Origin of the sequence: uncultured Pontibacter sp. (assembly GCF_947495565.1) — a bacterium.
In the GTDB taxonomy this organism is placed as follows: domain Bacteria; phylum Bacteroidota; class Bacteroidia; order Cytophagales; family Hymenobacteraceae; genus Pontibacter.
Map to the genome: position 1 here is coordinate 103598 of NZ_CANLZM010000005.1, position 21531 is coordinate 125128.

The window sequence follows — 21531 nt, forward strand, 5'->3', positions numbered from 1 at the left end:
TTATTAGCGGGGTAAAATATTTATACACAATATATATGTATAAATATTTTAGTAACGTTTATGGCTATATAAGGTTATGGATTTGGATTTTTTTAGTGATATTTTAAATTATAAAGTGGGACTGTTTTGATGAAGGGTAGAAGAGGCATTTTGTAGGTACAGCACTTCTACTCAAAACTGATAAGAGACACGGCAATTTTAGAAGTTGATACTGGCAGCGCTATCTTTGAAGCTATGAACTCTATAAAACTGAGCTCCTATTACCGGCTGTACGCTTTTTCAGATTACCAGAGCATGAAGGCTGCGTTGCCCTACATGCGGCGTGTAGTATTGGCCAAGAACCTGCAGGAGGTAGAGGAGCAAGAAGCCAGAAACTATGTAGACCGACTTGGCGGGCAAGGCTACAAAAATTACCTGGAGCCGCTCAGTAGCCATACTTCCAAAGGCTCAGGTATACAATCGCTTATCACGGCACTGCAGGTTCTCTACAAAAGCAATGGCTTCTCGGCCAGGTATATCGTTATTGAAAGAGGGTAGTTGGCATGTGCTGCAGCAGGCGTAGCCATACTTGCAGATGGAAAGTGGCACGCTTCAACTGTGTAAGTATAAAAATAGTTGAGGCTGCCCTTGTTCAGAACAGCCTCACTAGTATAATGGAGTAAAAGCGTTTTTAAGCCTGCTTTACAAGCTGTACCTCGCCTTGTATTTTAAGTTCTTCGCCCAGCATCACGCCGCCTGTTTCCAGGGCTGCGTTGTAGTTAATGCCCCAGTCTTTGCGGTTAATCTTGCCGCTGATAGAGAAACCTGCTTTTACATTGCCCCAAGGGTCAGTGGCAATACCGTTGTTCTCCACAGAGAGTTTTACAGGCTTGGTTGTGTCTTTTATAGTCAGGTCGCCGAACAGGTTAAAGGTGTCATCATCCACGCGCTCCACTTTCGTAGACACAAACGTCATGTTTGGGTGAGACTCTGTGGCAAAGAAATCTGCGTTGCGCAGGTGCTCATCGCGCTGCTCGTTGCTGGTGTTAATAGAAGCCGGGTTAATGTTTGCCACCACTTTTGCGTTTGTAAAGTCGTCGCCCTCTGTTTCAGCCTCAGCAGTGAACTCGGTAAACTTGCCGGTAACGTTAGAGATCATCAGGTGCTTAATTTTAAAGCCTAGCTCGCTGTGGGATAGGTCTAATGACCATTTTGTAGTTGCCATACTATTTGTACTTCGGTTTTTGATTAAATATTAATTCTTATTATTGATGTTATAAATTCTAACAGTGTTAGGTATAAAGGCAAAAAAATTATGATTTCATACCTGAGACGAAGCCACGGATAAAGTCTTTGAGCACCATTTGGTTTAGCTCCTCCTTGTGCTGCTCACTGCCCATCATGTTAATAGAGACCAGCCCGTGTAACATAGACCAGAAAGTGTGCAGCTTCAGGAACGGGTCTGTTTCCGGGTGCTCGCCGGCCGCAATCAGTTTCTTTATCGGCTGTAAGATCAGTTCGCTGAAAGTACTTAATTCGGTAATTTGGTTAACGGTTTCGCACGACGGGATACCCAAACCATACATCACCTGGTAGTAAGCGCCCTGCTCAAAGGCAAAATGCCAATAAGCGTAAGCCATAGCCTCTATCTGCTCCTCCGGGCTAGTAGCTCCGTCCTGTGCCTTTACCAAAGACGCATTCAGCTTCTGGAAACCTTGCTTTGTCAGCTCCAACAGAATAGCCTCTTTGTTAGCGAAGTGGTCATATATAACAGGAACGCTATACTCTATGGCCTCAGCAATTTTACGGACAGAAAGCGCCTGCCACCCGTCCTGCACCACCAGTTGCCAGGCAGCTTCCAGTATAGAGGCTCTTATCTCTTCCTTATGACGTTTTTTTCTTTCTGCGATTCCCATTTATAGTAGCTCTGTTATTTTACCTAACAGTGTTAGCAAAGTTAGAAGTTCCGGATCAGTTTACAAAACTTTAAGACCTGGTAAATTTTCTGGTGCTTGCCGTAGGTGGCTATGTGATGCGTTGGAACAAGGTGCAGAAACCCCGCAACAGGGGATTTTACTCTAATAGGCTCAAGCCTGTAGCACCACATACTTTAATCCATTATTTGGGAATTAATATTTTAGCTTCAAAGCATCTGCAGGTAATTTATTAAAAACCAATATAAATTTACCGCTAAGGCTAAAGGCAACATCGCCAGATATCTTGATTTTATACTTTGGAAAGAAGCTATTGAGCAGGTTAAGCCTTCTGCTTTTTAGCAGCTTCTCTTATAACGGCGTCTAATTGGTGGCTGCTCTCCAGCAGCATCTCACAGATGTTTCGCAGGTTCTGGTCCAAATCCATTCGCTCCAGCACCTTGGTTAAGCCCATTATATTGGCTAGCGGCCTTCTGATTATATGCGATTGGTAAAAGGAAATTTCTTTCAGAAGCGATTTTGCATTCTGGAGTTCCTGGTGGTGAGCAGTGTAAGCTGTAATGTCGTAGCCCAGGCAGAAGATGCCTGCCGGGTTGCCTTGCGCGTCAAACATGGCTTTGTATTCCCACTGCGTAATAACATAACCGCCTTTGCCGTTATGTTTTCGGATAGTGGCCGGGAAAGTACTGTCTGGGTTTTCAAAGCACTTGGCAGCTACTTCCGCACATACTTTGGTGTCGTCGGGGTGCATGGTAATCTCGTAAGATTGCCCCATAACAGACCCATGAATGTGTTCGAAAGCCTTATTGTAACAGTTGTTTACATAGGTGTACTTGCCCTCCATGCTTGTGGAGATAATATAATAAAAAGTGGAATGCTTCAGCAGCTTCTTTGTTTCTTCAAAAGTGATCATCTTACAAAAATAATGGAAAATTTAAAACTGTAGTTTGAACACGGATAATTTTATAGAAGACAGATAAAGTAAGTAGCAGCTCAATTTTAAACTAAGTATGGCTGATATCAAAGTACTTTTCGGCACAAGTACCCGCTTTTAAACTAAAACTTAATTTCGTGCTGCGGTTTAGTTATGTCTGGGTTTTTGCTGTACGCCAAGCCATTTGCTAGAAATAAAGTATAGTTCACCTGCTCTGGCCACCCGGGTTTTGATGCTGTTGCATTTTTTCCCTAATTTAAAGTGGAAGTTTACAGAAGGCATATTTTACGTTAAGACGGGAGGAGACCATGGCACAGCAGTTCTGGAAATACATTTGGGTAACGTTAATTTTTGTGCTAGCGCTACAATTGTGCAGCCAAAAGCAGATGATGACGTCAGGCGACATGTCCGATGCATCAGATGAAAACGCCAATGCGCTAAAGCCAGTATTTAGCCCGCCCGCCGTACCTGAAGTCTTGAGTTTTGCCGGAGAGCCGGTGCCGCTGCATGTGCCGGATGTAGCTGAGCGGCTAGACCGTGAGCTGCTGGTAAACTCTTACCTGCACGCCACCACATTGCTGGGCCTGAAGCGTATGCAGCGCTACGTACCCGAAATTAAAGCACTGCTAAAGGAAAATGACATACCCGAAGATTTTATATACCTGGCATTGGCCGAGAGCCTTTTTGGGAATGTTACCTCGCCGGCAGGCGCGGCAGGTTTTTGGCAGCTGATGCCAGACACGGCTCGTGGCTACGGCCTGATTGTGAACGGGGAAGTAGACGAGCGTTTTCATGTGAAAAAAGCTACGCTTGCCGCTGTAAAGTACCTGAAAAGCGCTAAAGGGCGGTTCGGCTCCTGGACCAATGCCGCAGCCTCGTACAACAGGGGCATGGCTGGCTTAGGGCGTGCGCTGGAGCGGCAGGGGGTAAGCTCTTATTATGATCTATACCTCAACGACGAAACTTCTCGCTACATGTTCCGCATCCTTGCCTTGAAAGAAGTGTTGGGCAACCCGCAAAAGTATAATTTTGATTTGCCGACAGAGCGTGGCTATCAGCCGCTGCCTACGCGTTCGGTAAAGGTCACTTCCACAGTTTCTGACTTACCGGCCTTCGCCCTGAAGCAGGGCACCAACTATAAAACCCTGCGCCTCTACAACCCCTGGATAAAAGACTATAAACTAACGGTGGCGCAAGGCAAAGAGTTTGAGCTAAAGCTGCCTCAGGGCTCTATGTAGGTATAAGTCATACTTTGTTGAACAGCTCTGGCATGCCATAACTTCCCGCTGTAATTCGTGTTTTATACTTTGGGCAAGGTGTTTTGCTGTTGCAAAGTATAAACGGACGGCCATGTGCAAAGTATGGTTAAGCTGTAGGTTTATTAGCCGCTATGTTGCTCGCTTCCGCGATGTGATATAGCGGCTAACTGCGTTTGAAGTATAAATAAAATCGGCTGCTTGCGCTAGGGGGGTGGTTGTTGGTGAAAACACCAACTACGGCGGGAAAGAAAGTATAACTGACCTTGGCCTATGAATTTATACTTCCTGTTGATGCACCATGCTCGCCGCTACATGTTAATGCTCTATGCTTGCTGCTACCTGTGCACCGCTACTTGCTCACCGCTATTTATTTCACCGCTGTTCCGGATTTGTAATCCGGAACTTTATACTTTGCGGATTTGCAATCCGCTTTTGTGGGATTAGCTACTGCCTTTGCTGAGGCGGATTACAAATCCGCATTTATCATACTTTCGGATTGCAAATACGAAAGAGCAGGTGGGACTTATCTAAATAGTAATTAATTACTAATGTAATAATGATTCCATTTTTATATCTTATAAACCTTCTCTAAAAAACATATGAAGATGAACTACCCTATTGACTCGATTTTTCTAAATGAAGATCATTTTGAAAGCTATGTATTATTAGGAGAAGAGAGGTTTTTAGAGAATCTATCTAAGATAAATATTTTTATTGGTGCCAATAATTCTGGAAAAAGTAGATTCTTAAGAACATTCTTCAAAGAAGAAAATCTTGGCTTCAAGTTTAAAAATTTCGATCTGATTAGATTAAACCAAATTATTGAAGAATACAATATAGAACTTTCAAATTATAGCAATCGATATAATCTTAAGGACTATTTGGGAAGTCAATCTAATATATTAGATAAGGTTCCGAATGTTAAATATATAGATAGGAATTTTGAACTAGATAAGCATTTTAAAGAACGTCTTATATCGTTACAAACCATCCTTAAAAGCAAGATTGATGATACAAGACAGTATCACGGAAATTTTTTGAAGGAAATTGGTAGCAAATATTTAAAACAATTGGATGGGCTTACCGGAAAAGATTTTAAAAGGTACGATTTTAAAAAAATATATATTCCAATTCTAAGGGGGTTAAGGCCTATATCTAATAATGGCTCAAGCTTTTCTCATGATGATATATATTTAAAAAGAACTTTAAAAGATTACTTTATAGGTAAGCAGGAATCAGATAAAGATATTTACACAGGATTAAGATTGTATGAAGATGCTAAAGCTTTATTAGTAGGAGCGAGAAAAGATAGAGATAGATTAAGGGGATTTGAAGAGTTTCTGAGTAATAATTTCTTTGGTGGAGAAATGGTAAACATTATACCTCGTAAAGGTGATGATGTTGTGCACGTGTCAATAGGAAATATAGAGCGCCCGATATATGAATTAGGTGACGGAATACAAGCAATTATATTATTGACTTACCCACTCTTTTTCAATCAAGGAAAGGAGATGAAAGTATTTATTGAAGAACCAGAACATTATTTGCACCTAGGGTTTCAGAGGGTATTTTTAGAGGTATTAACTAAACCAGAGTTTGCTTCTTTCCAATATTTCATAACTACACACTCTAACCACTTTTTAGATATCACACTAGATATTGATGGTATTTCTATTTATACTTTCAAAGGCTGCTCAGAGAGTGAGGAGCATATATTCTTGATTGAAAATGTCGATAATGAAGATGCGAATATCCTTGAACTGTTAGGTGTACGTAACGCCTCTGTTTTTTTATCTAATTGTACAGTTTGGGTTGAAGGTATTACAGACAGAATTTATATCAGAAAATACCTTGAGGTATACCAAGAATCATTAAAAGAAACGGTTAGAGTATTTAAAGAAGATACTCATTATTCCTTTGTTGAATATGGTGGTGGCAACATTACTCATTGGTCATTCCTAAATGATAAAGATGAGAGCCATTCAAACATTGCTGTAGAACGCCTATGTGGAAAGCTTTTTTTAGTTTCAGATAAGGATGGTGCAGGGGTAAAAATCGATGGTGAATGTAACCCAAAAAGGCTAGCTAAGTATGAACGACATTTGAAATTAAAAAATAGCTTAAAAGACAGGTACTATTGTTTAAATTCAAGGGAGATTGAGAACACACTAAGACCATCGGTCTTGAAAGAAGTAATTATGGAGTATGAGGCAAACAAGAATCCTCAAAGTTTAGTTTTTGATAGTCTCATCTACGATAGGTATAAAGACCAACTCTTAGGCAATTTTATTGATAAGCAAGTAAAAGGTATTACACGCTCTTATGCTGCCAAGTCTGGCACTATCAATGATAAGGTTAATTTTGCTAAAAAAGCAGTTAAGTATATCAACAATATTGAAGATATGACAGAAGATGCTAAAATAATGACGGAGATGATATATAACTTTATAAAAGAAAATAACAGCTAATTGATTAAAAGAGATTAAACAAATTAATCAAACAAATAAAAAGCCCTGCTGATATATATCAGCAGGGCTTTTTATTTGTACCTTGGGCCGGAGTCGAACCGGCACGAGTGTAACCTCACAGGTGTTTGAGACCAGCGCGTCTACCAATTCCGCCACCAAGGCTTGTTCTTCTATCAGGAACGAGATGCAAACTTAGATAAACTTTCTTGAATGCGCAATAGGTATTTTTTCTTCAGGTAGTAAGTTTTAACCTGCTGCAGCGCCTCGTCTTTGGTAACTCCGTGTAGCTCAGGATATCGCTGCAAAACCGGCAGGATATCATTTTCTAATTCGGCCATCACGCCGGTGCTTTTTTCTCCTATTTCGTGCAGTTTGGCGGCGTCAAAATCAAATTCCAGCTCCATCAGCTCCTCATTAATATCCATCATATCCATTAAGAAGTCGCCGGGTAGTTCGTTCTTACCGCCTTCTTCAAGAAGCCCATGCTCTTTCAAAATGTACTGCATGCGCAGATCCGGGTCGGAGAGGGTGCGGTAGGCATTGGTGTGCTGTGTAGACATTTGCAGAATCTCCTGCTGTTTCTCCTGCGGCTCGTTGGCATAAAAGTCAGGGTGATACTCGCGGCTCAGTTTGTAATAGGTGTTCTTCAGCGCCTTCTCGTCAAGTATAAAACTTTCAGGTATATCGTAAAACTCGAAATAGTTTTCCATAGATCAATCAGCAATTATTATTCATTAGCCTGCCTCGTACGCGAGCTGTATATAGCAAAGGTACAGAAAAAAAAGCAGGCTTTGTTCTGAAACAGGCTAAGCTATCTGCGTCAGATCTCTGTCAGATGCAGATAGGAGCTGCGCATGCTGCAAGGTCTTTATACTTCCAGCTGTGTATAAGACCAGGTTTCCGGTTTATCGGCAAATAAGGTTTTGGTTGCTGGCCATACTTGCCCGAACAGCTCAGAGCTGCGATAATTGTTTAAATGCGCTTCAGAGTCCCAGAGGCTGTAGGTGCTGTATATATTAGGCTGATGCAGGTCCTGGAGCAGTTCTACATGGTTGCAGCCCTCAAAAGCGCGAATCTTATCTTTAGAACTTCGGAAAATCTCCAGAAACTCCTCCGTTTTCTCTGGTTTAAATGTCATCCGGACAATGCGTATCAACATGGTTTAATTGTTTATTGTTATTCAATAACTATTTTATGCACTCATGGTTTAAGTGAGCCCCATAAATAAGAACAACAAGTTAACAATCCAACAATTTAGCTATCAACTATCAGCTGCCGGGGTAAAAACGCACATCCACCTGCGAGTCGAATCCTAGGCCCAGCAGCTGGGCGGCGTGCCCTTTGTTGATGCCAATGCATAACTGCCCTTCGCTGTTGTAGGCGCAGCAGCAGTCGCCGTCATCCACCTGGTTGTAGTTGGGGTAGATGCGGCCAATGGTTTCGCGGCCAAAATGGACAGTAAACGTGCGGCCATGTGCAATGGTCTCAATGCTGTCGCGGGTGATGTCGGTAATAAGGTTGCCATAGCGGTCTACGTGTATCACGTGCCCCGTAATGGCATGGTCGCTGAGGCGCAGCTGTCTGTTAAACAGCTGTTTAATGTTGTTGGTGCGATCTCCAAGCACATCAATATCGCCGCCTTTAGCCAGAAATACAGCAGCCGGTGCCAGCAAATCCCTGGCCGGTGAAGGCGCATAAGGAGTGTCAGATTTCAGCTCCACCACCAGCTCCGGTTTCCCATCTGTCAGCAGCGAGAGCAAACCGTTGTCGGCCAGCAGAAAATAATGCCCCTTATACTTTGTAGCATGAAATTTGCCTCGTTTACAACCTTGCGTATCTACGGCAAGTATATGCACGGTGCCCTCCGGAAAATCCCGGAAAACGGCACCGAAAACATACTCGGCGTGCGCTATGTTAAAAGGCTCGATAGCATGTGTGATATCCACAACTTGCACCTGCGGGTCCAGCGAAAGTACTTTGGCCTTGACGGCGGCCACATAGTGGTCCCTATATCCAAAGTCAGACAGAAACGTAATTACAGCCATATTACGAACTATAATTTGAGTAGATTTGTATTAATATTACTGAATTTAGTTAAATTAAAGAAAATATTCCTAACCTGCTATATAAGAGGCTAAACATTTGGTAGAGAAAGTAATAACCCTAGAGAATATCTCACTCATTGATTTTTTGGGGACAGAGAATCAAAATATTAAACAGCTCGCTGCGGCATTTCCCAGCAGCAAGATCATATCGAGAGGTAACGAGATCAAGATACAGGGGCAGACCCCTGAGATCACTAAAATTCACGAAATCCTTTCTTCGCTGATAGATCATTATCATAAGTTTGGGAAGATTACGCATAATAGCGTAAATAGATACCTCGGCACGGATGCTATAACCGAAGAAGAGGTAATTATTACTTCTTCAGACGTGATTGTGTACGGCAGCAAAGGAGGTGTCATAAAAGCTAAAACCCCTAACCAGCAAAAGCTGGTAGATGCCGTAGAGACGAACGACCTGGTGTTTGCACTTGGCCCAGCCGGTACTGGTAAAACCTATGTATCAGTAGCCATGGCCGTGCGCGCGCTTAAGAACAAGGAAGTTAAAAAAATTATTATCTCCAGACCAGTGGTAGAGGCAGGCGAAAGCCTCGGCTTTTTACCCGGCGACATGAAGGACAAGGTAGACCCGTACCTGCGCCCTATCTATGACGCGCTGGAAGATATGATTCCGGTGGAGAAGCTGAAGTATTACCAGGAAAACAAAATCATTGAGATTGCGCCGCTGGCTTATATGCGCGGGCGTACGCTGAACAATGCCTTTGTGCTGCTGGATGAGGCTCAGAACACCACACCGGCCCAGATGAAGATGTTCCTGACACGTATGGGTCCTAACGCTAAGGTGATGGTGAACGGTGACTGGTCGCAGATTGACCTGCCGCGTAACCAGCGCTCCGGCCTGATGGAGGTGCTTAACATTCTGCGTGGCGTGAAGGGCATCGGGTTTGTGGAAATGAGTGCCGACGATGTGGTGCGCCACCGCCTGGTACGTGACATCGTAAACGCTTACAGCAAACTGGAAGAGGAGCGCCGCGCCGCCCGCGAGGAGGCCAAAGCAGCTGAAAGCGGTGAGCCAGTAAAAGTAAACGGGCGCAGCAGAAGGCAACCAGCCGGATAACCGTAGCCTGTCAATAAAATTTTAGTAACTAGCATACCTGTAGAGGCGCAACGAGTTGCGTCTCTACGTTTTTATACTTCCCCATGATCAAGGTAAAACAAGCTGTGAGCGAGCAGGACCTAAACGCTGCCTTTGCCATACGCGAGAAAGTTTTTGTGCAGGAGCAGCAGGTGCCCCGCGATGCGGAATACGATGCGCACGAAGCTACTGCCAAGCATTATCTGGCTACTTGTGACGGAGTGCCCTGCGGAGCCGCTCGTTGGCGCAAAACAGATGCCGGCGTAAAGCTGGAGCGGTTTGCCGTGCTGCCGGAGTACCGGAATAAAAATGTAGGGGCCGAAATGCTGCGGCTTGTACTGCAGGATGTGCAGGCAGAGCAAGCTAGCCAAAAAATATACCTGCATGCACAGCTGCCAGCGGTAAACTTCTACAAGCGCCACGGCTTTACCGAAGAAGGCGACATATTTACGGAGTGCGACATCCAGCACTATAAAATGACATACAAGGGCTGATGCTGCGGTGGGCGCCATATCCGGTTGCGCGCATTACGCTTAGCTTTATAGCGGGCATTCTGCTATACTTTGCTTGGGGCAGGCATTTCGGGCACGGGCTCGGTTTGCTTGCCTTTTACTTTGCGGGGTTTGTGGCTGCGGCCCTACTTGCCAAAAAGTTTAAAAGCAACTTTGCTACGGATATGGCAGGTATACTTGGCCTGCTTACATTTTTTGCCCTTGGCTATACCACTACCTTTCAGCGTTCAGAAATCAATCAGGCCCAGCATATTGCTTACCTGAAAACTGCGCCAACGCACTACAAAGGTGTGGTGCAGGATTACGTGCTGCAGAAGCCCGGCTACCAAAGCACTGTGCTGGAGGTTGAAGAAGTTAAGCTTAACGGCAGCTGGCGGAAAGCCATCGGTAAGGTGCAGCTATCCGTGCCCCATGACTCAGAGCAGGCTTACGAGCTAAACTACGGCGACGTGCTGCTGGTAAAAGGCGCACCGCTAGAAGTGGTGGCTCCGCTTAACCCTAACCAGTTTAATTACAAAGCCTACCTGGCCAACAAAAACATTTACTACCGCCACTACCTGCAGCCGCTGCAGTACCAGAAGCTCGCCTCTGATCCTCCAAACACAATTTTATACTATAGCATACAGCTGCGCCGCCAGCTAGACGAACTGCTGCACGAGCGGGTGAGGGAGAAGCGGGAGTACGCGATTGCCTCGGCACTTATACTTGGAGTAAAAGATGAGCTGGATAACAGCATCCGTCAAGCCTATGCGGATACAGGTACTATGCATGTGCTGGCGGTATCCGGCTTACACGTGGGGCTGATTTACTCAGTGCTGATGCTGGTGCTGGCGCGGTTTACGGCCACAGCCAGGCAGCGGTGGGTTGGGGCTATACTTGTGCTGTTGGCGCTGTGGCTTTATGCTTTTGTAACTGGTTTGTCGCCGTCAGTGCTGCGGGCAGTGCTTATGTTTAGCTTGGTAACAGTTGGTCTGGCCTTGCGCCGAAGAACGGTTATCTATAACACGGTGGCTTTTGCTGCCTTTGTGCTGCTCTACCTTAACCCTTACAATTTACTGGAGGTGGGTTTTCAGCTGTCCTTTTTGGCAGTGCTGGGCATTGTTTACCTGCAGCCAAAAATTTACGAGCTGCTGGAGGTGCGCAACCGTGTACTTGCTTTTATCTGGACGTACTTTACAGTGGCGCTGGCGGCGCAGCTGGCAACTTTCCCGCTGGGGCTTTACTACTTCCACCAGTTTCCGGTATACTTCTGGCTGGCTAATATTGTGGTGGTGCCGGCGGCCATGTTGGTGCTGTGGTCGGGTGTGGTGGCGCTGGCGTTCAGTTGGGTGCCGGTGCTGAGTTGGCTGCTTTTTCAGGTGCACTTCTGGCTGATCTGGCTGATGAACGAATTTAACCTTTGGGTACAGCGCTGGCCGCAGTCTGTGCTCACCGGCATCGATATCAGTGTATGGCAAACCTATCTTTTATACTTCCTGCTACTGGCTTTTCTGCTTTTCGTGGCCCTGAAGAAATTGCGTTTTTTAGGTTTAGCGGTTGGAGTGGCTGCTGTGCTTTCGGTGCAGGAGATGTGGGAGGAGGCGCAGCAAAAGCAGCAGCGGCAGTTTATTGTATACAGTGTGCGAGGCGGTACAGGTATAGGGCTTGTGCAGGGGCAGCAGGCTGTGCTGATAGCGGATTCTTCGTTGCTGCAAAACCCGCAGAATTATACATTTAACGTACAGCCGCACCTCTGGCAGCTCGGGGTAGAGCAGCCGCAGCAGGTAGCTTTAAACGGTGCCGATAAAAATCCCTCTGTGCTGTTGCCGGACAGTAATCGGTTGCTGGTATGGCAGGGCCTGCGGTGGCTTATACTTTCTCATCCGCCCAAGCTGCAGCCAAAGGCCGGCTTTGCCGTGGATTACCTCTTGCTGCGCCAGAACGTGCGCCTGAAACCGGAGCAGCTGCAGCAGTATACTTTCAATAAACTTATTTTAGATGGATCCAGTGCGCCATGGTACCGGCAGCGCCTGCGCCAGCAGCTCGATACGCTAGGTATTTCTTACTATGATGTGGCCGATTCCGGTGCTTTTAAGCTGGACTTGTAAGGAGTTTATTAGTGCTGCCGCAGGGTTTTATGTTGAGGCAGTTTCCAGAAGTATAAATGCTGTTGATGCGCAAATATCGTAAGCTTGCGGACAATGGGAAAGCATAGAATTGAAAACCTGTAGTAGGTAGGCTGGGTTTATACTTGCATTTGGCCGTAGCCTCGGTTAAGTAAGGTATTATGCTTATTTTTTAGCCTCAGCTCCAGAACAGGCCTTAAAACAAAAAAGCCCCATTCAGTTAAGAATAGAGCTTCTAGAGTGCGCGCGGGGAGATTCGAACTCCCACACCCGAAGGCACCACCCCCTCAAGATGGCGTGTCTACCAATTTCACCACGTGCGCCGGTAAAGTAGGATGCAAAAGTATAAATAGGCTCTGACAAAAACAAAACCAATAATCAAAAAATATAGAGTTTATACTTTAAGCCTAATTATTGAGGAACAAAGAACCTTATCCGGCTTTAACTGTGTTAGCACATAAGAAAGAAATGCATATTTCTGCAAGTATAAAATTATCTAGGTAAAGCAGTTGCGATATTGGGGAGAGTCAGAGATAGTTTATACCTTTATGCTTGTGCTACAGGCTCGTAGCGCATACTTTATTTGAAGGACTTCACGCTACGATTCGAATATATGAGTATAGAAATAACAGGATTGTCTAAAACGTTTGGTAAAAAGCAGGTGCTACAGGAGCTAAACCTGACTGTTGAAAGTGGACAAATCTACTGCCTGCTGGGCAAGAACGGAGTAGGGAAAAGCACCTTTTTAAACTGTATCCTCGACCTGGTGCAGCCCGACAGTGGCAGCATCTCTCTTTTCGGTAAAGACTACCATCAGCACCAGCTGGAAGTAAAGCAAAACCTCGGCGCCCTTTGCGAAGACAATCCGCTCATTGAAGAGTTTACCGGCATGGAGTACCTCAGCTTTGTGGCAAAGCTTTACAAACTTCCTGTAGCAGAGGCAGAACAACGAATCAGTAGCCTGGTCAATTATTTTTTTACCGATAAAGAATCGCTGCACAAGAACGTGGCGGGCTATTCTACTGGGATGAAGAAAAAAGTGGGCATTGCCGCGGCCATGCTGCATAAGCCGCAAGTGCTTATACTGGATGAGCCGTTTACCGGCCTGGATCCTATTGCCGCGCAGCTTTTGGTGCAATTGATCCGAAGCTACCGCAATGCCAACCGCGTCATCCTGATCTCCTCCCACGACCTTAATTATGTCGAGAAGATCGCCACACACATAGGAGTGCTGAACGATGGGCAGCTGATGTATAATGGGTCGGTGCAGGAATTTACCATGAACGGCTCCAACCTGATAGACCAAGCCCTGTTCCAGCTGCTTTTGCCGCACCACAATGCAGAAACCAACCTGGACTGGATGCTCACTTAGTAAGTTAAAAGTTAAGAGTCTAAAGTTAAAAGTGCGTTAAGGCACTTTTAACTTTAGACTCTTAACTCATAGCTCTCAATACTTAACTTATCACATGGATCTGATATTATTCTCTTGCCGAGTCCGAATCATCAGCTTTTTCAGGCATAAGCGCCTGCAGCGCTCGCTGTTGCTGTCGCTGGGGCTGCTGTCGGCGGGCGTTTATAGCTGGCTGTTCTCGTTTCTGCTGAAGCAGGCAGGGCAGGGCAGCACCAGCCTGAGCGTAGACCAGGTGCTGGAGTACACAAACCTGCTTATACTGTCCACCATTATTTTGAAAGGATTTTTTCCGGCATACGTTCCAAAGGCAAACCTGATTCCGCAGCTGTACCCTGTTTCGGCTTTTCAGCGCTTCCGAACAGAGCTGGTGGTGGAACTGGTGTCGCCATTTTACTTTGTGCTGCTCAATTTCTTGCTGCTCTTGTACATGATATCGCCGTTGTACACGGTGCTGCACCTGCTGCAGAGCATCTTGGTTATACTTACGGCCCACGTTACGCTTCGCTCGCTACAGGTGTTTATAGAGCGCCGTATGCGCTGGCGCAATGCTAATTTTTACTCTGCAGTGGTAATGGCAGGGGCGTTTATTGCGCTTCAGGTTAGAGTGCCGATGTTTTTCCCAATTGCCGATTGGATAATGCTGGTGGTGCACATGGCCGCGCTAGGCGCTTTTGTTACCGCTAATTTTTTTCTGGAAAAAGCTGCCACGGAGCCGCGCCGCAAAACTGTCAACTATAGCACTAACGCCCGCCGCAGCTTGGGTTGGCGCTTATTTAAAAACCATAAGCAGGCCCGCCAAATGCTGCTTTTCGGCTTTGCGTTCAAGGCATTTATACTTGGTGCCGATGCACTTGCTTTCACTAAAAAAGGAGAGCATCTGCTGGATGAGGTGTTAACACTTTGGCTGTTTGTGGGGCCGTTAATTGTTTTTTCCTATGTGTTTAACAATGTATGGGGCTTTTACCGAAACCTTTGGCTTACGGTAGAGCGCTCCAGCGGCACCGTAAACGACTTCCTGAAAGTAACCTGGACGGCACTGCGCCTGCCTTTGCTTATCGATGCCGTGCTAACATTTGTGTATGTGGCTGTGTTTAACCAGGAAGAGGCTTTTTTTATTGTCATGATGTACATTGGCAGTGTGCTGGTAATGGTACCAATAAGTATAATCTCCTCTATTGTAAGCCCTAAAGCAGTTTCTGGAGGCTTGTTCAGCTTTAGTGCCAAGGCTTCATACTTATTTAACTTTATTGCCATTGGGCTGCTTTGCCTGCTGTTACTGCCGCTTATCCACCCGCTGCTGTACCTCATCTATCCATTGGTGATAGGCGGGTCTGTATTCGCGCTGGTAGCCGTGCTGAAAGAGTATCCAAAGTATAAGTATAAACTCTTCGAGACGCACTTTAAAGCAGAGGCCTAACGTATGAATACAAAAGCCCCGGCATTTAAATAATGCCGGGGCTTTTGTATTCATACTTATTAGAAGGATAGGGATGTGTATAACTGCAGTAGCAGTTATATTTAAATAGTATAGAAGCCCTTGGAGGGCATGATGTTTATTTAGCCGGCAGAAGGTTTGTTAGAGTCAGTACATTGGCCTCAATGTTTCCTGTCAACTCCACAGAAAGGATCAGCTTGTCTGGCAGGGGCGTAATATCCTGAACCCGTACCTCATTTACCGCACCCGTCAGTTTTATCCCCTTCAAATCTAAGCCATCGGCCAGCATTCCGTTTGCCTTCTGCAGCTCACTGGCTATAATTTGCTTTAAGTTTACCCGCGCTTTTTTGATGATCTGACTATACGCCACTTTGTTTACCAGCACCTCTAAACCTGTGTTAAAGAAGCCGCTGTTGGTTCTTGATGTCAGGTGGAACTGCTGCACAAAGAGTTGCTGGGCAGCGTTGTCGTACCCCAATGTAGCCAGCACGTACAGGTCCACCGAATCGCGCTTCAGCATGGTGCGCAGAATCCTGATCTTTACCCGGAGAATAACCTTGTTCGGCCCTTCGTTGGCGCCACGAATACCAACATCCAGAATCTGTGCGTAAGGAGGCGTGTCTGATCCTGCTTCTGGCTTTGGGATGTGCTCCCCAATCAGCTGGCTTTTCAGCACTTCTTCCAGGGCAGGGTAGGAGACAGAGACGGGTATGTATATTCTTACGGCATCTTCCATGAAGAACGGGGTTGTGATGTAACAGCAGGAATTATCTGTAGAGAGTACAGGTATATAGTGATATTTGTTTGAAGCAGGCAATAAAAAAAGCCCCAAACGTAAGTTTGAGGCTTCTGAAGTGATCCCGCTGGGATTCGAACCCAGGACCCATACATTAAAAGTGTATTGCTCTACCAGCTGAGCTACAGAATCGTTTTCCCTGTTTGGGAGTGCAAAGGTAGAAGCTTTATTTAAAATGTCAAAACATTTTTACTTCTTTTTTCCTCTCCTTTACAAGAGGCAACAATAAAACACCTTCCAGTTAAAAAATGCTATTTATTGTTTAAAGTGATCCCGCTGGGATTCGAACCCAGGACCCATACATTAAAAGTGTATTGCTCTACCAGCTGAGCTACAGAATCAGTTTATTTATTAACTTGCGATCTCAAGGCGTTTCCCTGAATTGCGATGCAAAACTAACAGCTAAGTTTTTAAATGCAAAATATCTTATCTAAAATATCTGTCTTTCTAATTATTTTTTTGGCTGTTTTGGCGGAACCTGCTTATGCTCAGGCAACTAATTTAACACTGGCTAAAGCAGATTCGCTGTTCCTGAATCAACGTTATTCTGATGCTTTTGTTTTTTACGAGCAATTGCTGGAGCAGGAGCAGCAATACTCGCCGCAGATGCTCCTCAAAATGGCTTACATCAAAGAAGGGCTCCGCGACTATACAGGGGCTATGTATTACCTGCACATGTTCTACACCAAAGAGCCCAGCCGCTCTACGCTAAAGAAAATGGAGGAACTGGCGCAGGCGTATCGGCTGCAAGGCTACGAGTACAACGACCTGCAGTTTTTTAAAACACAGTTCAACAAGTATTACATGCGCATACTGGAGCTGATGCTGCTTATAGCTGTAATCGCAGTAACGGTTATGCTGTTTAGCTGGCGGCGCGGGCACAGGTTTAGCACGGCATTCAAAGCTGGGTTTATACTTTACCTGCTGTTTATACTTTTCTATATCAATTTGCTGAACCTGGGCGACGAAGGCATCATCAAGAACAATCAAGTGGCCATTATGTCGGCACCCTCTGCCGGAGCTGATTGGATTGCCACGACCTCACAAGGGCATAAAGTACCCATTACGGGGGAGCAGGATATCTGGTACGAGATAAAGTGGAAAGGGGAGACGGCGTATATCCGTAAAAGCAACCTGCTGGAGCTGCCGTAACTTTAATTGTTGATTGCTTATTGTTACTTGTTTTCATGCTAAGCACGACAATCAACAATAAGCAATCAACAATCTATAAATTACCTCTTAAGTGGCGAGTCTTTCTCTTTCGCCATGACGTTATACACCAGCTTATCGGCCAGACCTGGGAAAAGCTTGTTTACCCACACGGCCAGCTTGCCTTGCGTCGTCATCACTAAGTCGCGTTTGCGTTGAATGGTGGCTTTCAGGATTCGCTCTGCCACTTCCTCGGCGCTCATCATCTTTTCCTCTTCGCGCGGTGTTTCTCCTTGCTGCTGGCCGTTGGCGGCTAAGGCTGTGTTACGGATGTTAGAAGCCGTAAAGCCAGGGCAAGCAAGCAGTACGTGTACCCCCGAATGCAGCAGCTCTGTGCGCAAAGTCTCCAGAAATCCGTGCATGGCAAACTTAGAGGCCGAGTAACCTGTGCGAGCAGGCAGGCCACGGTAACCGGCAATAGATGAAATGCCAACTATAGAGCCTCCATACTGCTTTATATAAGGGAGCGCATACTTTGTGCTGTACACGGTGCCCCAAAAATTAATATCCATCACCTCACGGATCACGTCCAGGTCCAGGTCCTCGAACAGGGCGCGCATCGAAATGCCGGCGTTGTTGATGAGCACGTCCAGGCGACCGAACTTGCTTACGGTTTCCTGCACCATGCGCTGGCACTGCTCCTCCACGCTCACATCGGCATTAACGGCGAGGTTGGCTATACCTGCCGCGCTAAGCTCCTGGCTGGTTTGGTCAAGGTTCTGCTGGTTGCGGCCCGATACCGCTACTTTCGCACCCTCACGGCCAAAAGCGAAGGCTAATGCTTTGCCAATACCCGACGTGCCGCCGGTAATCAACACTACTTTATCTCTCATTTTATACTTTCTTCAACTAAAATCTGGTGCAAAGATAAAGTTAATGGTTAATTGTTGAATGGTTAAATTGTTGAGCGGGTGAATGTACGACCTGGCTTTGCCTTCAGTATGTTTTCAGCGGCAAGTATAGTGCGCCCCTTGGTTCTCATAAACCAATACTACTACTGCTCAGTCGCAGACAAGATGCAAGGTGTTGCACTTCTACATTGCCGTAAGCCATCAACGAATAACCAATAACTAGCAACCAACCACCCGTATCTACTTAGATTTTTGTAATTTTGCGGCACTGTGAGAAATAAGAGCAAGAAGAAAAAATTCGAAATACTCGAGCAAGTTAAGATCGAGGACATGGTGGCCGAAGGTAAATGCCTGGCCCGCCATGATAACATGGTGATTTTTGTGGCTGGCGTAGCCCCCGGCGACGTGGTGGACCTGCGCATAACCCGCAAGAAAAAAAGCTTCTTGGAAGCTGAGCCTGTGGCATTTCATGAGTTGTCGGAGCTGCGTGTGCAGCCGTTTTGCGAGCATTTTGGCACCTGCGGCGGTTGCAAGTGGCAGCACATCGGCTATGATACCCAGCTATACTTTAAGCAGAAGCAGGTGAAGGACAACCTGGAGCGAATCGGTAAGGTGCCGCTGCCGGAGTTTGATCCTATACTTGGCTCCGGGGAAACCCGCTACTACCGCAACAAGCTGGAGTATACTTTCTCGAACACCAGCTGGCTTACAAAAGAGCAGATCCAGTCGGGGCAGGAGTTTGACCGCGATGCCTTAGGTTTTCACATTCCCGGCCGTTTTGACAAAATCTTGGATATTAAGCACTGCTACCTGCAGCCAGACCCGTCTAACGCCATCCGACTGGAAGTGCGGAAGTACGCCAAAGAGCACAACCTGCCGTTTTTCGATATCGTGAAACAGGTGGGATACATGCGCAACCTCATTATCCGTACGGCTACTACCGGGGAGCTGATGGTGATTGTGCAGGTGTATGAGGACAGACCGGAAGAGATGCAGGCGCTGATGGAGCATTTGGGCGCGACTTTCCCGGAGATCACTTCGCTGCATTATGTTATCAATAGTAAGGGCAACGAAACGTTTCATGACCTGGAGGTGGTGTGCTACAAAGGACTGCCATACATACACGAGGAAATGGAGGGCATCAAGTTTAGGGTAGGGCCAAAATCATTCTATCAGACCAACGCTAACCAAGCCTACGAGCTATACAAGAAGACACGCGAACTGGCCAACCTGACCGGAAACGAACTGGTGTATGACCTGTACACCGGCGCTGGAACAATTGCTAATTTTGTGGCAAAACAGGCCCGTGAGGTGATCGGTATTGAGTATGTGCCAAGCGCGATAGAGGACGCCAAAATAAATTCGCAGATCAACGATATCACTAACACCACTTTTTACGCCGGCGATATGAAGGATATTCTGTCGGATGAGCTGATTGCCCGCCACGGAAGGCCGGATGTGGTGATAACAGACCCGCCACGCGCCGGAATGCACGAGGATGTGGTGCAAAAACTGCTGCAGGTGCACCCGAGCCGTATTGTATACGTGAGCTGTAACCCGGCCACGCAGGCCCGCGATGTGGAGTGGCTGTCTGAAAAGTATGACGTAACGCGCGTGCAGCCTGTGGATATGTTCCCGCAGACGCACCATGTAGAGAATATAGTATTGTTAACCGCTAAATAGAAAACGTAACTCGTAGCACGTATCAAGTGGCAAAATAAAAGTGTATGAAAGTCTTGCTGCCTGAGATGTGTTAGGTGATACGCAAATAAGAATATGGAAAACGATCCGGAACTGAATGGTAAATACCTGGGCACTATCTCGCAGGATTTTGTGGTAGTGGCCGAAACGTTGAAAGAGGCATCTTACCAGGTGCGTAAACGCAAAATTTCTGAGTATCCTATATTCGTGTTCAGCCGCACGCAGGTGCCAGTGGGCTCTGTGTTCCTGGCCAAAGAAGAAGTGGCGCTGGACTGGCACATTAACGCTTCTTATCTGGAAGATTTTGTAAACCGCCAGCTGGTGGTAGAGGATAAAGTGGAAGAGTTTATAGCCGCCTACAAAGACCCGGATGAGTTCTGCTGCCTGTTCGTGGTGGATGGCGAGTTTCAGAACTTCGTGTTTATACCTTATCCGGAGGATTAAATTAAAAAAGATAAGTTCTCACTCTTCAAAGTCGCGAATCGCAGACTAGCTTCTGGAGAGGCAGGGGATAAAAGCTTTGTACCGGAAATAAACGAAGAAAGGCAGCTATTACGGCTGCCTTTCTTCGTTTTGTCAAAGTATAAATTTCTTAAAAGTGGCTCCAGCCCTGGGCCTTCAGCGGGAACACCTGTCCGGACTTGGTGGCCAGGTTCACGCCTTCGCTTTCCTGCGTGATGTTGCCAATGATGGTGATATCTGGGTGGTTCTTCAACTCATCGTAGGCAGCAAGCGGCACCGTGAAAAGCAGTTCGTAATCTTCGCCGCCGTTCATGATGCATGTCAGCGGGTCAATGTTAAACTCTACCGCAGTCTCCAGCATCTGAGGATCAGCAGGCAGGTTGTCTTTGTACACCACGGCACCCACCTTAGACTGGCTGCAGATATGGAATAGCTCCGAGGCCAGTCCGTCCGAAATATCAATCATAGAAGTTGGCTTAATGCCGCGCTCCTTCAGGTCATAGATCACATCCATGCGTGCCTCCGGCCTCAGCTGGCGACCCACAATATACTGCTTGTTCTCAAGCTCCGGCTGCATGTCCGGGTTAGCCATAAAAGCCTGCTTCTCGCGCTCCAGAATCTGCAGCCCCATATAAGCGCCTCCCAGGTCTCCGGTTACACACACCAGGTCGTTTACTTTAGCGCCATTACGGTACACGATCTCCTCCGGGGCAGCCTCGCCGATGGCTGTAACGCTAATCACCAGGCCGGCACGCGAAGAAGTTGTATCGCCTCCTACTAAATCAACTTTATAATTGTCGCAAGCCAGGCGGATGCCTTCGTACAGTTCTTCCACAGCCTCCAGGGTAAAGCGCGCGCCAACGGCAATGTTTACCGTAATTTGCGTTGGTTTGGCATTCATGGCGGCAATATCCGATACGTTTACAGCCACAGCCTTATAACCCAGGTGCTTTAGCGGGCAAAAAGTCAGGTCAAAGTGCACGCTCTCCAGCAGCATGTCCGATGATACCACCACCTGCTTTTCCTTTAGCTCCAGCACGGCTGCATCATCACCGATGCCCTTGATGGTAGACTCGTTACGAAGCTCAATTTTCTCTTTTATTTTACGGATAAGGCCAAACTCGCCTACTTCACTTAGTGGAGTATATTCGCTCATAATTTTCAATCTGTTTTAGATTTGCAAAGATACAAAATTAGATACAGAGCTGACACAGTGCCTTGCCTGCTGTTAAAAGGGGAGGGTGTTTTGAAGTGCTTTTATACTTATGCCGCCTTTT

20 protein-coding genes and 4 tRNA genes are annotated in these 21531 nt (G+C 46.2%); 11 read left to right on the top strand and 13 right to left on the bottom strand.

The annotated features are described in order from the left end of the window. Nucleotides 1–234 precede the first annotated feature (234 nt). Complete coding sequence (locus Q1B04_RS08385; protein WP_299757995.1) at nt 235–537, top strand: hypothetical protein; 303 nt, start codon at nt 235–237, stop codon at nt 535–537. Nucleotides 538–670: 133 nt separating this feature from the next. Here the strand turns inward: Q1B04_RS08385 and Q1B04_RS08390 are convergent, their stop codons facing one another. The 3 genes from Q1B04_RS08390 to Q1B04_RS08400 all read right to left on the bottom strand — a co-directional run bounded on the left by Q1B04_RS08390 (nt 671) and on the right by Q1B04_RS08400 (nt 2826). Further along, nucleotides 671–1204, bottom strand: coding sequence for a YceI family protein (locus Q1B04_RS08390; RefSeq protein WP_299757997.1), 534 nt, complete (start codon nt 1202–1204; stop codon nt 671–673). 88 nt (nt 1205–1292) lie between these two features. Continuing rightward, a complete protein-coding gene (locus tag Q1B04_RS08395) occupies nt 1293–1895 on the bottom strand; it encodes a TetR/AcrR family transcriptional regulator (protein WP_299758000.1) in 603 nt (200 codons plus the stop codon). Nucleotides 1896–2235: 340 nt separating this feature from the next. Beyond that, nucleotides 2236–2826, bottom strand: a complete 591-nt coding sequence (locus Q1B04_RS08400) for a PAS domain-containing protein (RefSeq protein ID WP_299758002.1) — start codon at nt 2824–2826, stop codon at nt 2236–2238. 329 nt (nt 2827–3155) lie between these two features. Between Q1B04_RS08400 and Q1B04_RS08405 the strand changes: the two genes are divergently transcribed. Both Q1B04_RS08405 and Q1B04_RS08410 read left to right on the top strand, forming a co-directional pair. After that, nucleotides 3156–4085: a lytic transglycosylase domain-containing protein gene (locus Q1B04_RS08405; protein WP_299758004.1), complete on the top strand. Its 930-nt coding sequence runs from the start codon at nt 3156–3158 to the stop codon at nt 4083–4085. A 620-nt stretch (nt 4086–4705) separates the two neighbouring features. Beyond that, nucleotides 4706–6574 carry an ATP-binding protein gene (locus tag Q1B04_RS08410; protein ID WP_299758006.1) on the top strand — a complete coding sequence of 623 codons (1869 nt, stop codon included), beginning with the start codon at nt 4706–4708 and terminating at the stop codon, nt 6572–6574. 78 nt (nt 6575–6652) lie between these two features. Here the strand turns inward: Q1B04_RS08410 and Q1B04_RS08415 are convergent. The 4 genes from Q1B04_RS08415 to Q1B04_RS08430 all read right to left on the bottom strand — a co-directional run bounded on the left by Q1B04_RS08415 (nt 6653) and on the right by Q1B04_RS08430 (nt 8619). After that, a tRNA-Leu gene (locus tag Q1B04_RS08415) sits at nt 6653–6736 on the bottom strand. Between the two features lie 11 nt (nt 6737–6747). Continuing rightward, a complete protein-coding gene (gene hscB, locus Q1B04_RS08420; RefSeq protein WP_299758009.1) occupies nt 6748–7284 on the bottom strand; it encodes a Fe-S protein assembly co-chaperone HscB in 537 nt (178 codons plus the stop codon). Nucleotides 7285–7442: 158 nt separating this feature from the next. Continuing rightward, complete coding sequence (locus Q1B04_RS08425; protein ID WP_299758012.1) at nt 7443–7733, bottom strand: antibiotic biosynthesis monooxygenase family protein; 291 nt, start codon at nt 7731–7733, stop codon at nt 7443–7445. 109 nt (nt 7734–7842) lie between these two features. After that, on the bottom strand, nt 7843–8619 hold the full coding sequence (locus Q1B04_RS08430; RefSeq protein ID WP_299758016.1) for an SAM-dependent chlorinase/fluorinase: 777 nt from the start codon (nt 8617–8619) through the stop codon (nt 7843–7845). A gap of 97 nt (nt 8620–8716) precedes the next feature. On the opposite strand from Q1B04_RS08430, the gene Q1B04_RS08435 reads away from it, so the two are divergent. The 3 genes from Q1B04_RS08435 to Q1B04_RS08445 all read left to right on the top strand — a co-directional run bounded on the left by Q1B04_RS08435 (nt 8717) and on the right by Q1B04_RS08445 (nt 12371). Continuing rightward, nucleotides 8717–9754 (top strand): PhoH family protein, encoded by a 1038-nt coding sequence (locus Q1B04_RS08435; RefSeq protein ID WP_299758019.1) that lies wholly within the window; start codon nt 8717–8719, stop codon nt 9752–9754. 83 nt (nt 9755–9837) lie between these two features. Further along, a complete protein-coding gene (locus Q1B04_RS08440) occupies nt 9838–10266 on the top strand; it encodes a GNAT family N-acetyltransferase (RefSeq protein WP_299758021.1) in 429 nt (142 codons plus the stop codon). Continuing rightward, complete coding sequence (locus tag Q1B04_RS08445) at nt 10266–12371, top strand: ComEC/Rec2 family competence protein (RefSeq protein WP_299758024.1); 2106 nt, start codon at nt 10266–10268, stop codon at nt 12369–12371. The genes Q1B04_RS08440 and Q1B04_RS08445 overlap by 1 nt, the downstream gene beginning before the upstream one ends. A 259-nt stretch (nt 12372–12630) precedes the next feature. Here the strand turns inward: Q1B04_RS08445 and Q1B04_RS08450 are convergent. Beyond that, a tRNA-Leu gene (locus Q1B04_RS08450) sits at nt 12631–12712 on the bottom strand. A 290-nt stretch (nt 12713–13002) separates the two neighbouring features. On the opposite strand from Q1B04_RS08450, the gene Q1B04_RS08455 reads away from it, so the two are divergent. Further along, complete coding sequence (locus Q1B04_RS08455; RefSeq protein ID WP_299758026.1) at nt 13003–13761, top strand: ABC transporter ATP-binding protein; 759 nt, start codon at nt 13003–13005, stop codon at nt 13759–13761. Nucleotides 13762–13855: 94 nt separating this feature from the next. Then, a complete protein-coding gene (locus Q1B04_RS08460) occupies nt 13856–15217 on the top strand; it encodes a hypothetical protein (RefSeq protein WP_299758029.1) in 1362 nt (453 codons plus the stop codon). A gap of 136 nt (nt 15218–15353) precedes the next feature. Here the strand turns inward: Q1B04_RS08460 and Q1B04_RS08465 are convergent, their stop codons facing one another. The 3 genes from Q1B04_RS08465 to Q1B04_RS08475 all read right to left on the bottom strand — a co-directional run bounded on the left by Q1B04_RS08465 (nt 15354) and on the right by Q1B04_RS08475 (nt 16372). Next, entirely contained in the window at nt 15354–15971 is a 618-nt protein-coding gene (locus Q1B04_RS08465; protein ID WP_299758031.1) for a DUF4403 family protein, read from the bottom strand. A 119-nt stretch (nt 15972–16090) separates the two neighbouring features. Beyond that, a tRNA-Lys gene (locus Q1B04_RS08470) sits at nt 16091–16163 on the bottom strand. 136 nt (nt 16164–16299) lie between these two features. Beyond that, nucleotides 16300–16372 (bottom strand) — tRNA-Lys (locus Q1B04_RS08475). A 73-nt stretch (nt 16373–16445) separates the two neighbouring features. Here Q1B04_RS08475 and Q1B04_RS08480 point away from each other — a divergent pair. Continuing rightward, the gene (locus Q1B04_RS08480) at nt 16446–17183 is read left to right on the top strand and encodes an SH3 domain-containing protein (protein WP_299758033.1); all 738 of its coding nucleotides are present in this window, start codon (nt 16446–16448) and stop codon (nt 17181–17183) included. A gap of 80 nt (nt 17184–17263) precedes the next feature. Here Q1B04_RS08480 and Q1B04_RS08485 read toward each other — a convergent pair whose 3' ends face one another. Continuing rightward, nucleotides 17264–18073 (bottom strand): SDR family oxidoreductase, encoded by an 810-nt coding sequence (locus Q1B04_RS08485; RefSeq protein WP_299758036.1) that lies wholly within the window; start codon nt 18071–18073, stop codon nt 17264–17266. Nucleotides 18074–18361: 288 nt separating this feature from the next. On the opposite strand from Q1B04_RS08485, the gene rlmD reads away from it, so the two are divergent. Both rlmD and Q1B04_RS08495 read left to right on the top strand, forming a co-directional pair. Then, nucleotides 18362–19774: a 23S rRNA (uracil(1939)-C(5))-methyltransferase RlmD gene (gene rlmD, locus Q1B04_RS08490; RefSeq protein WP_299758051.1), complete on the top strand. Its 1413-nt coding sequence runs from the start codon at nt 18362–18364 to the stop codon at nt 19772–19774. Nucleotides 19775–19867: 93 nt separating this feature from the next. After that, nucleotides 19868–20236: a hypothetical protein gene (locus Q1B04_RS08495; RefSeq protein ID WP_299758053.1), complete on the top strand. Its 369-nt coding sequence runs from the start codon at nt 19868–19870 to the stop codon at nt 20234–20236. A 148-nt stretch (nt 20237–20384) separates the two neighbouring features. Here Q1B04_RS08495 and thiL read toward each other — a convergent pair whose 3' ends face one another. After that, on the bottom strand, nt 20385–21410 hold the full coding sequence (gene thiL, locus Q1B04_RS08500) for a thiamine-phosphate kinase (RefSeq protein ID WP_299758055.1): 1026 nt from the start codon (nt 21408–21410) through the stop codon (nt 20385–20387). Between the last annotated feature and the right edge of the window lie 121 nt (nt 21411–21531).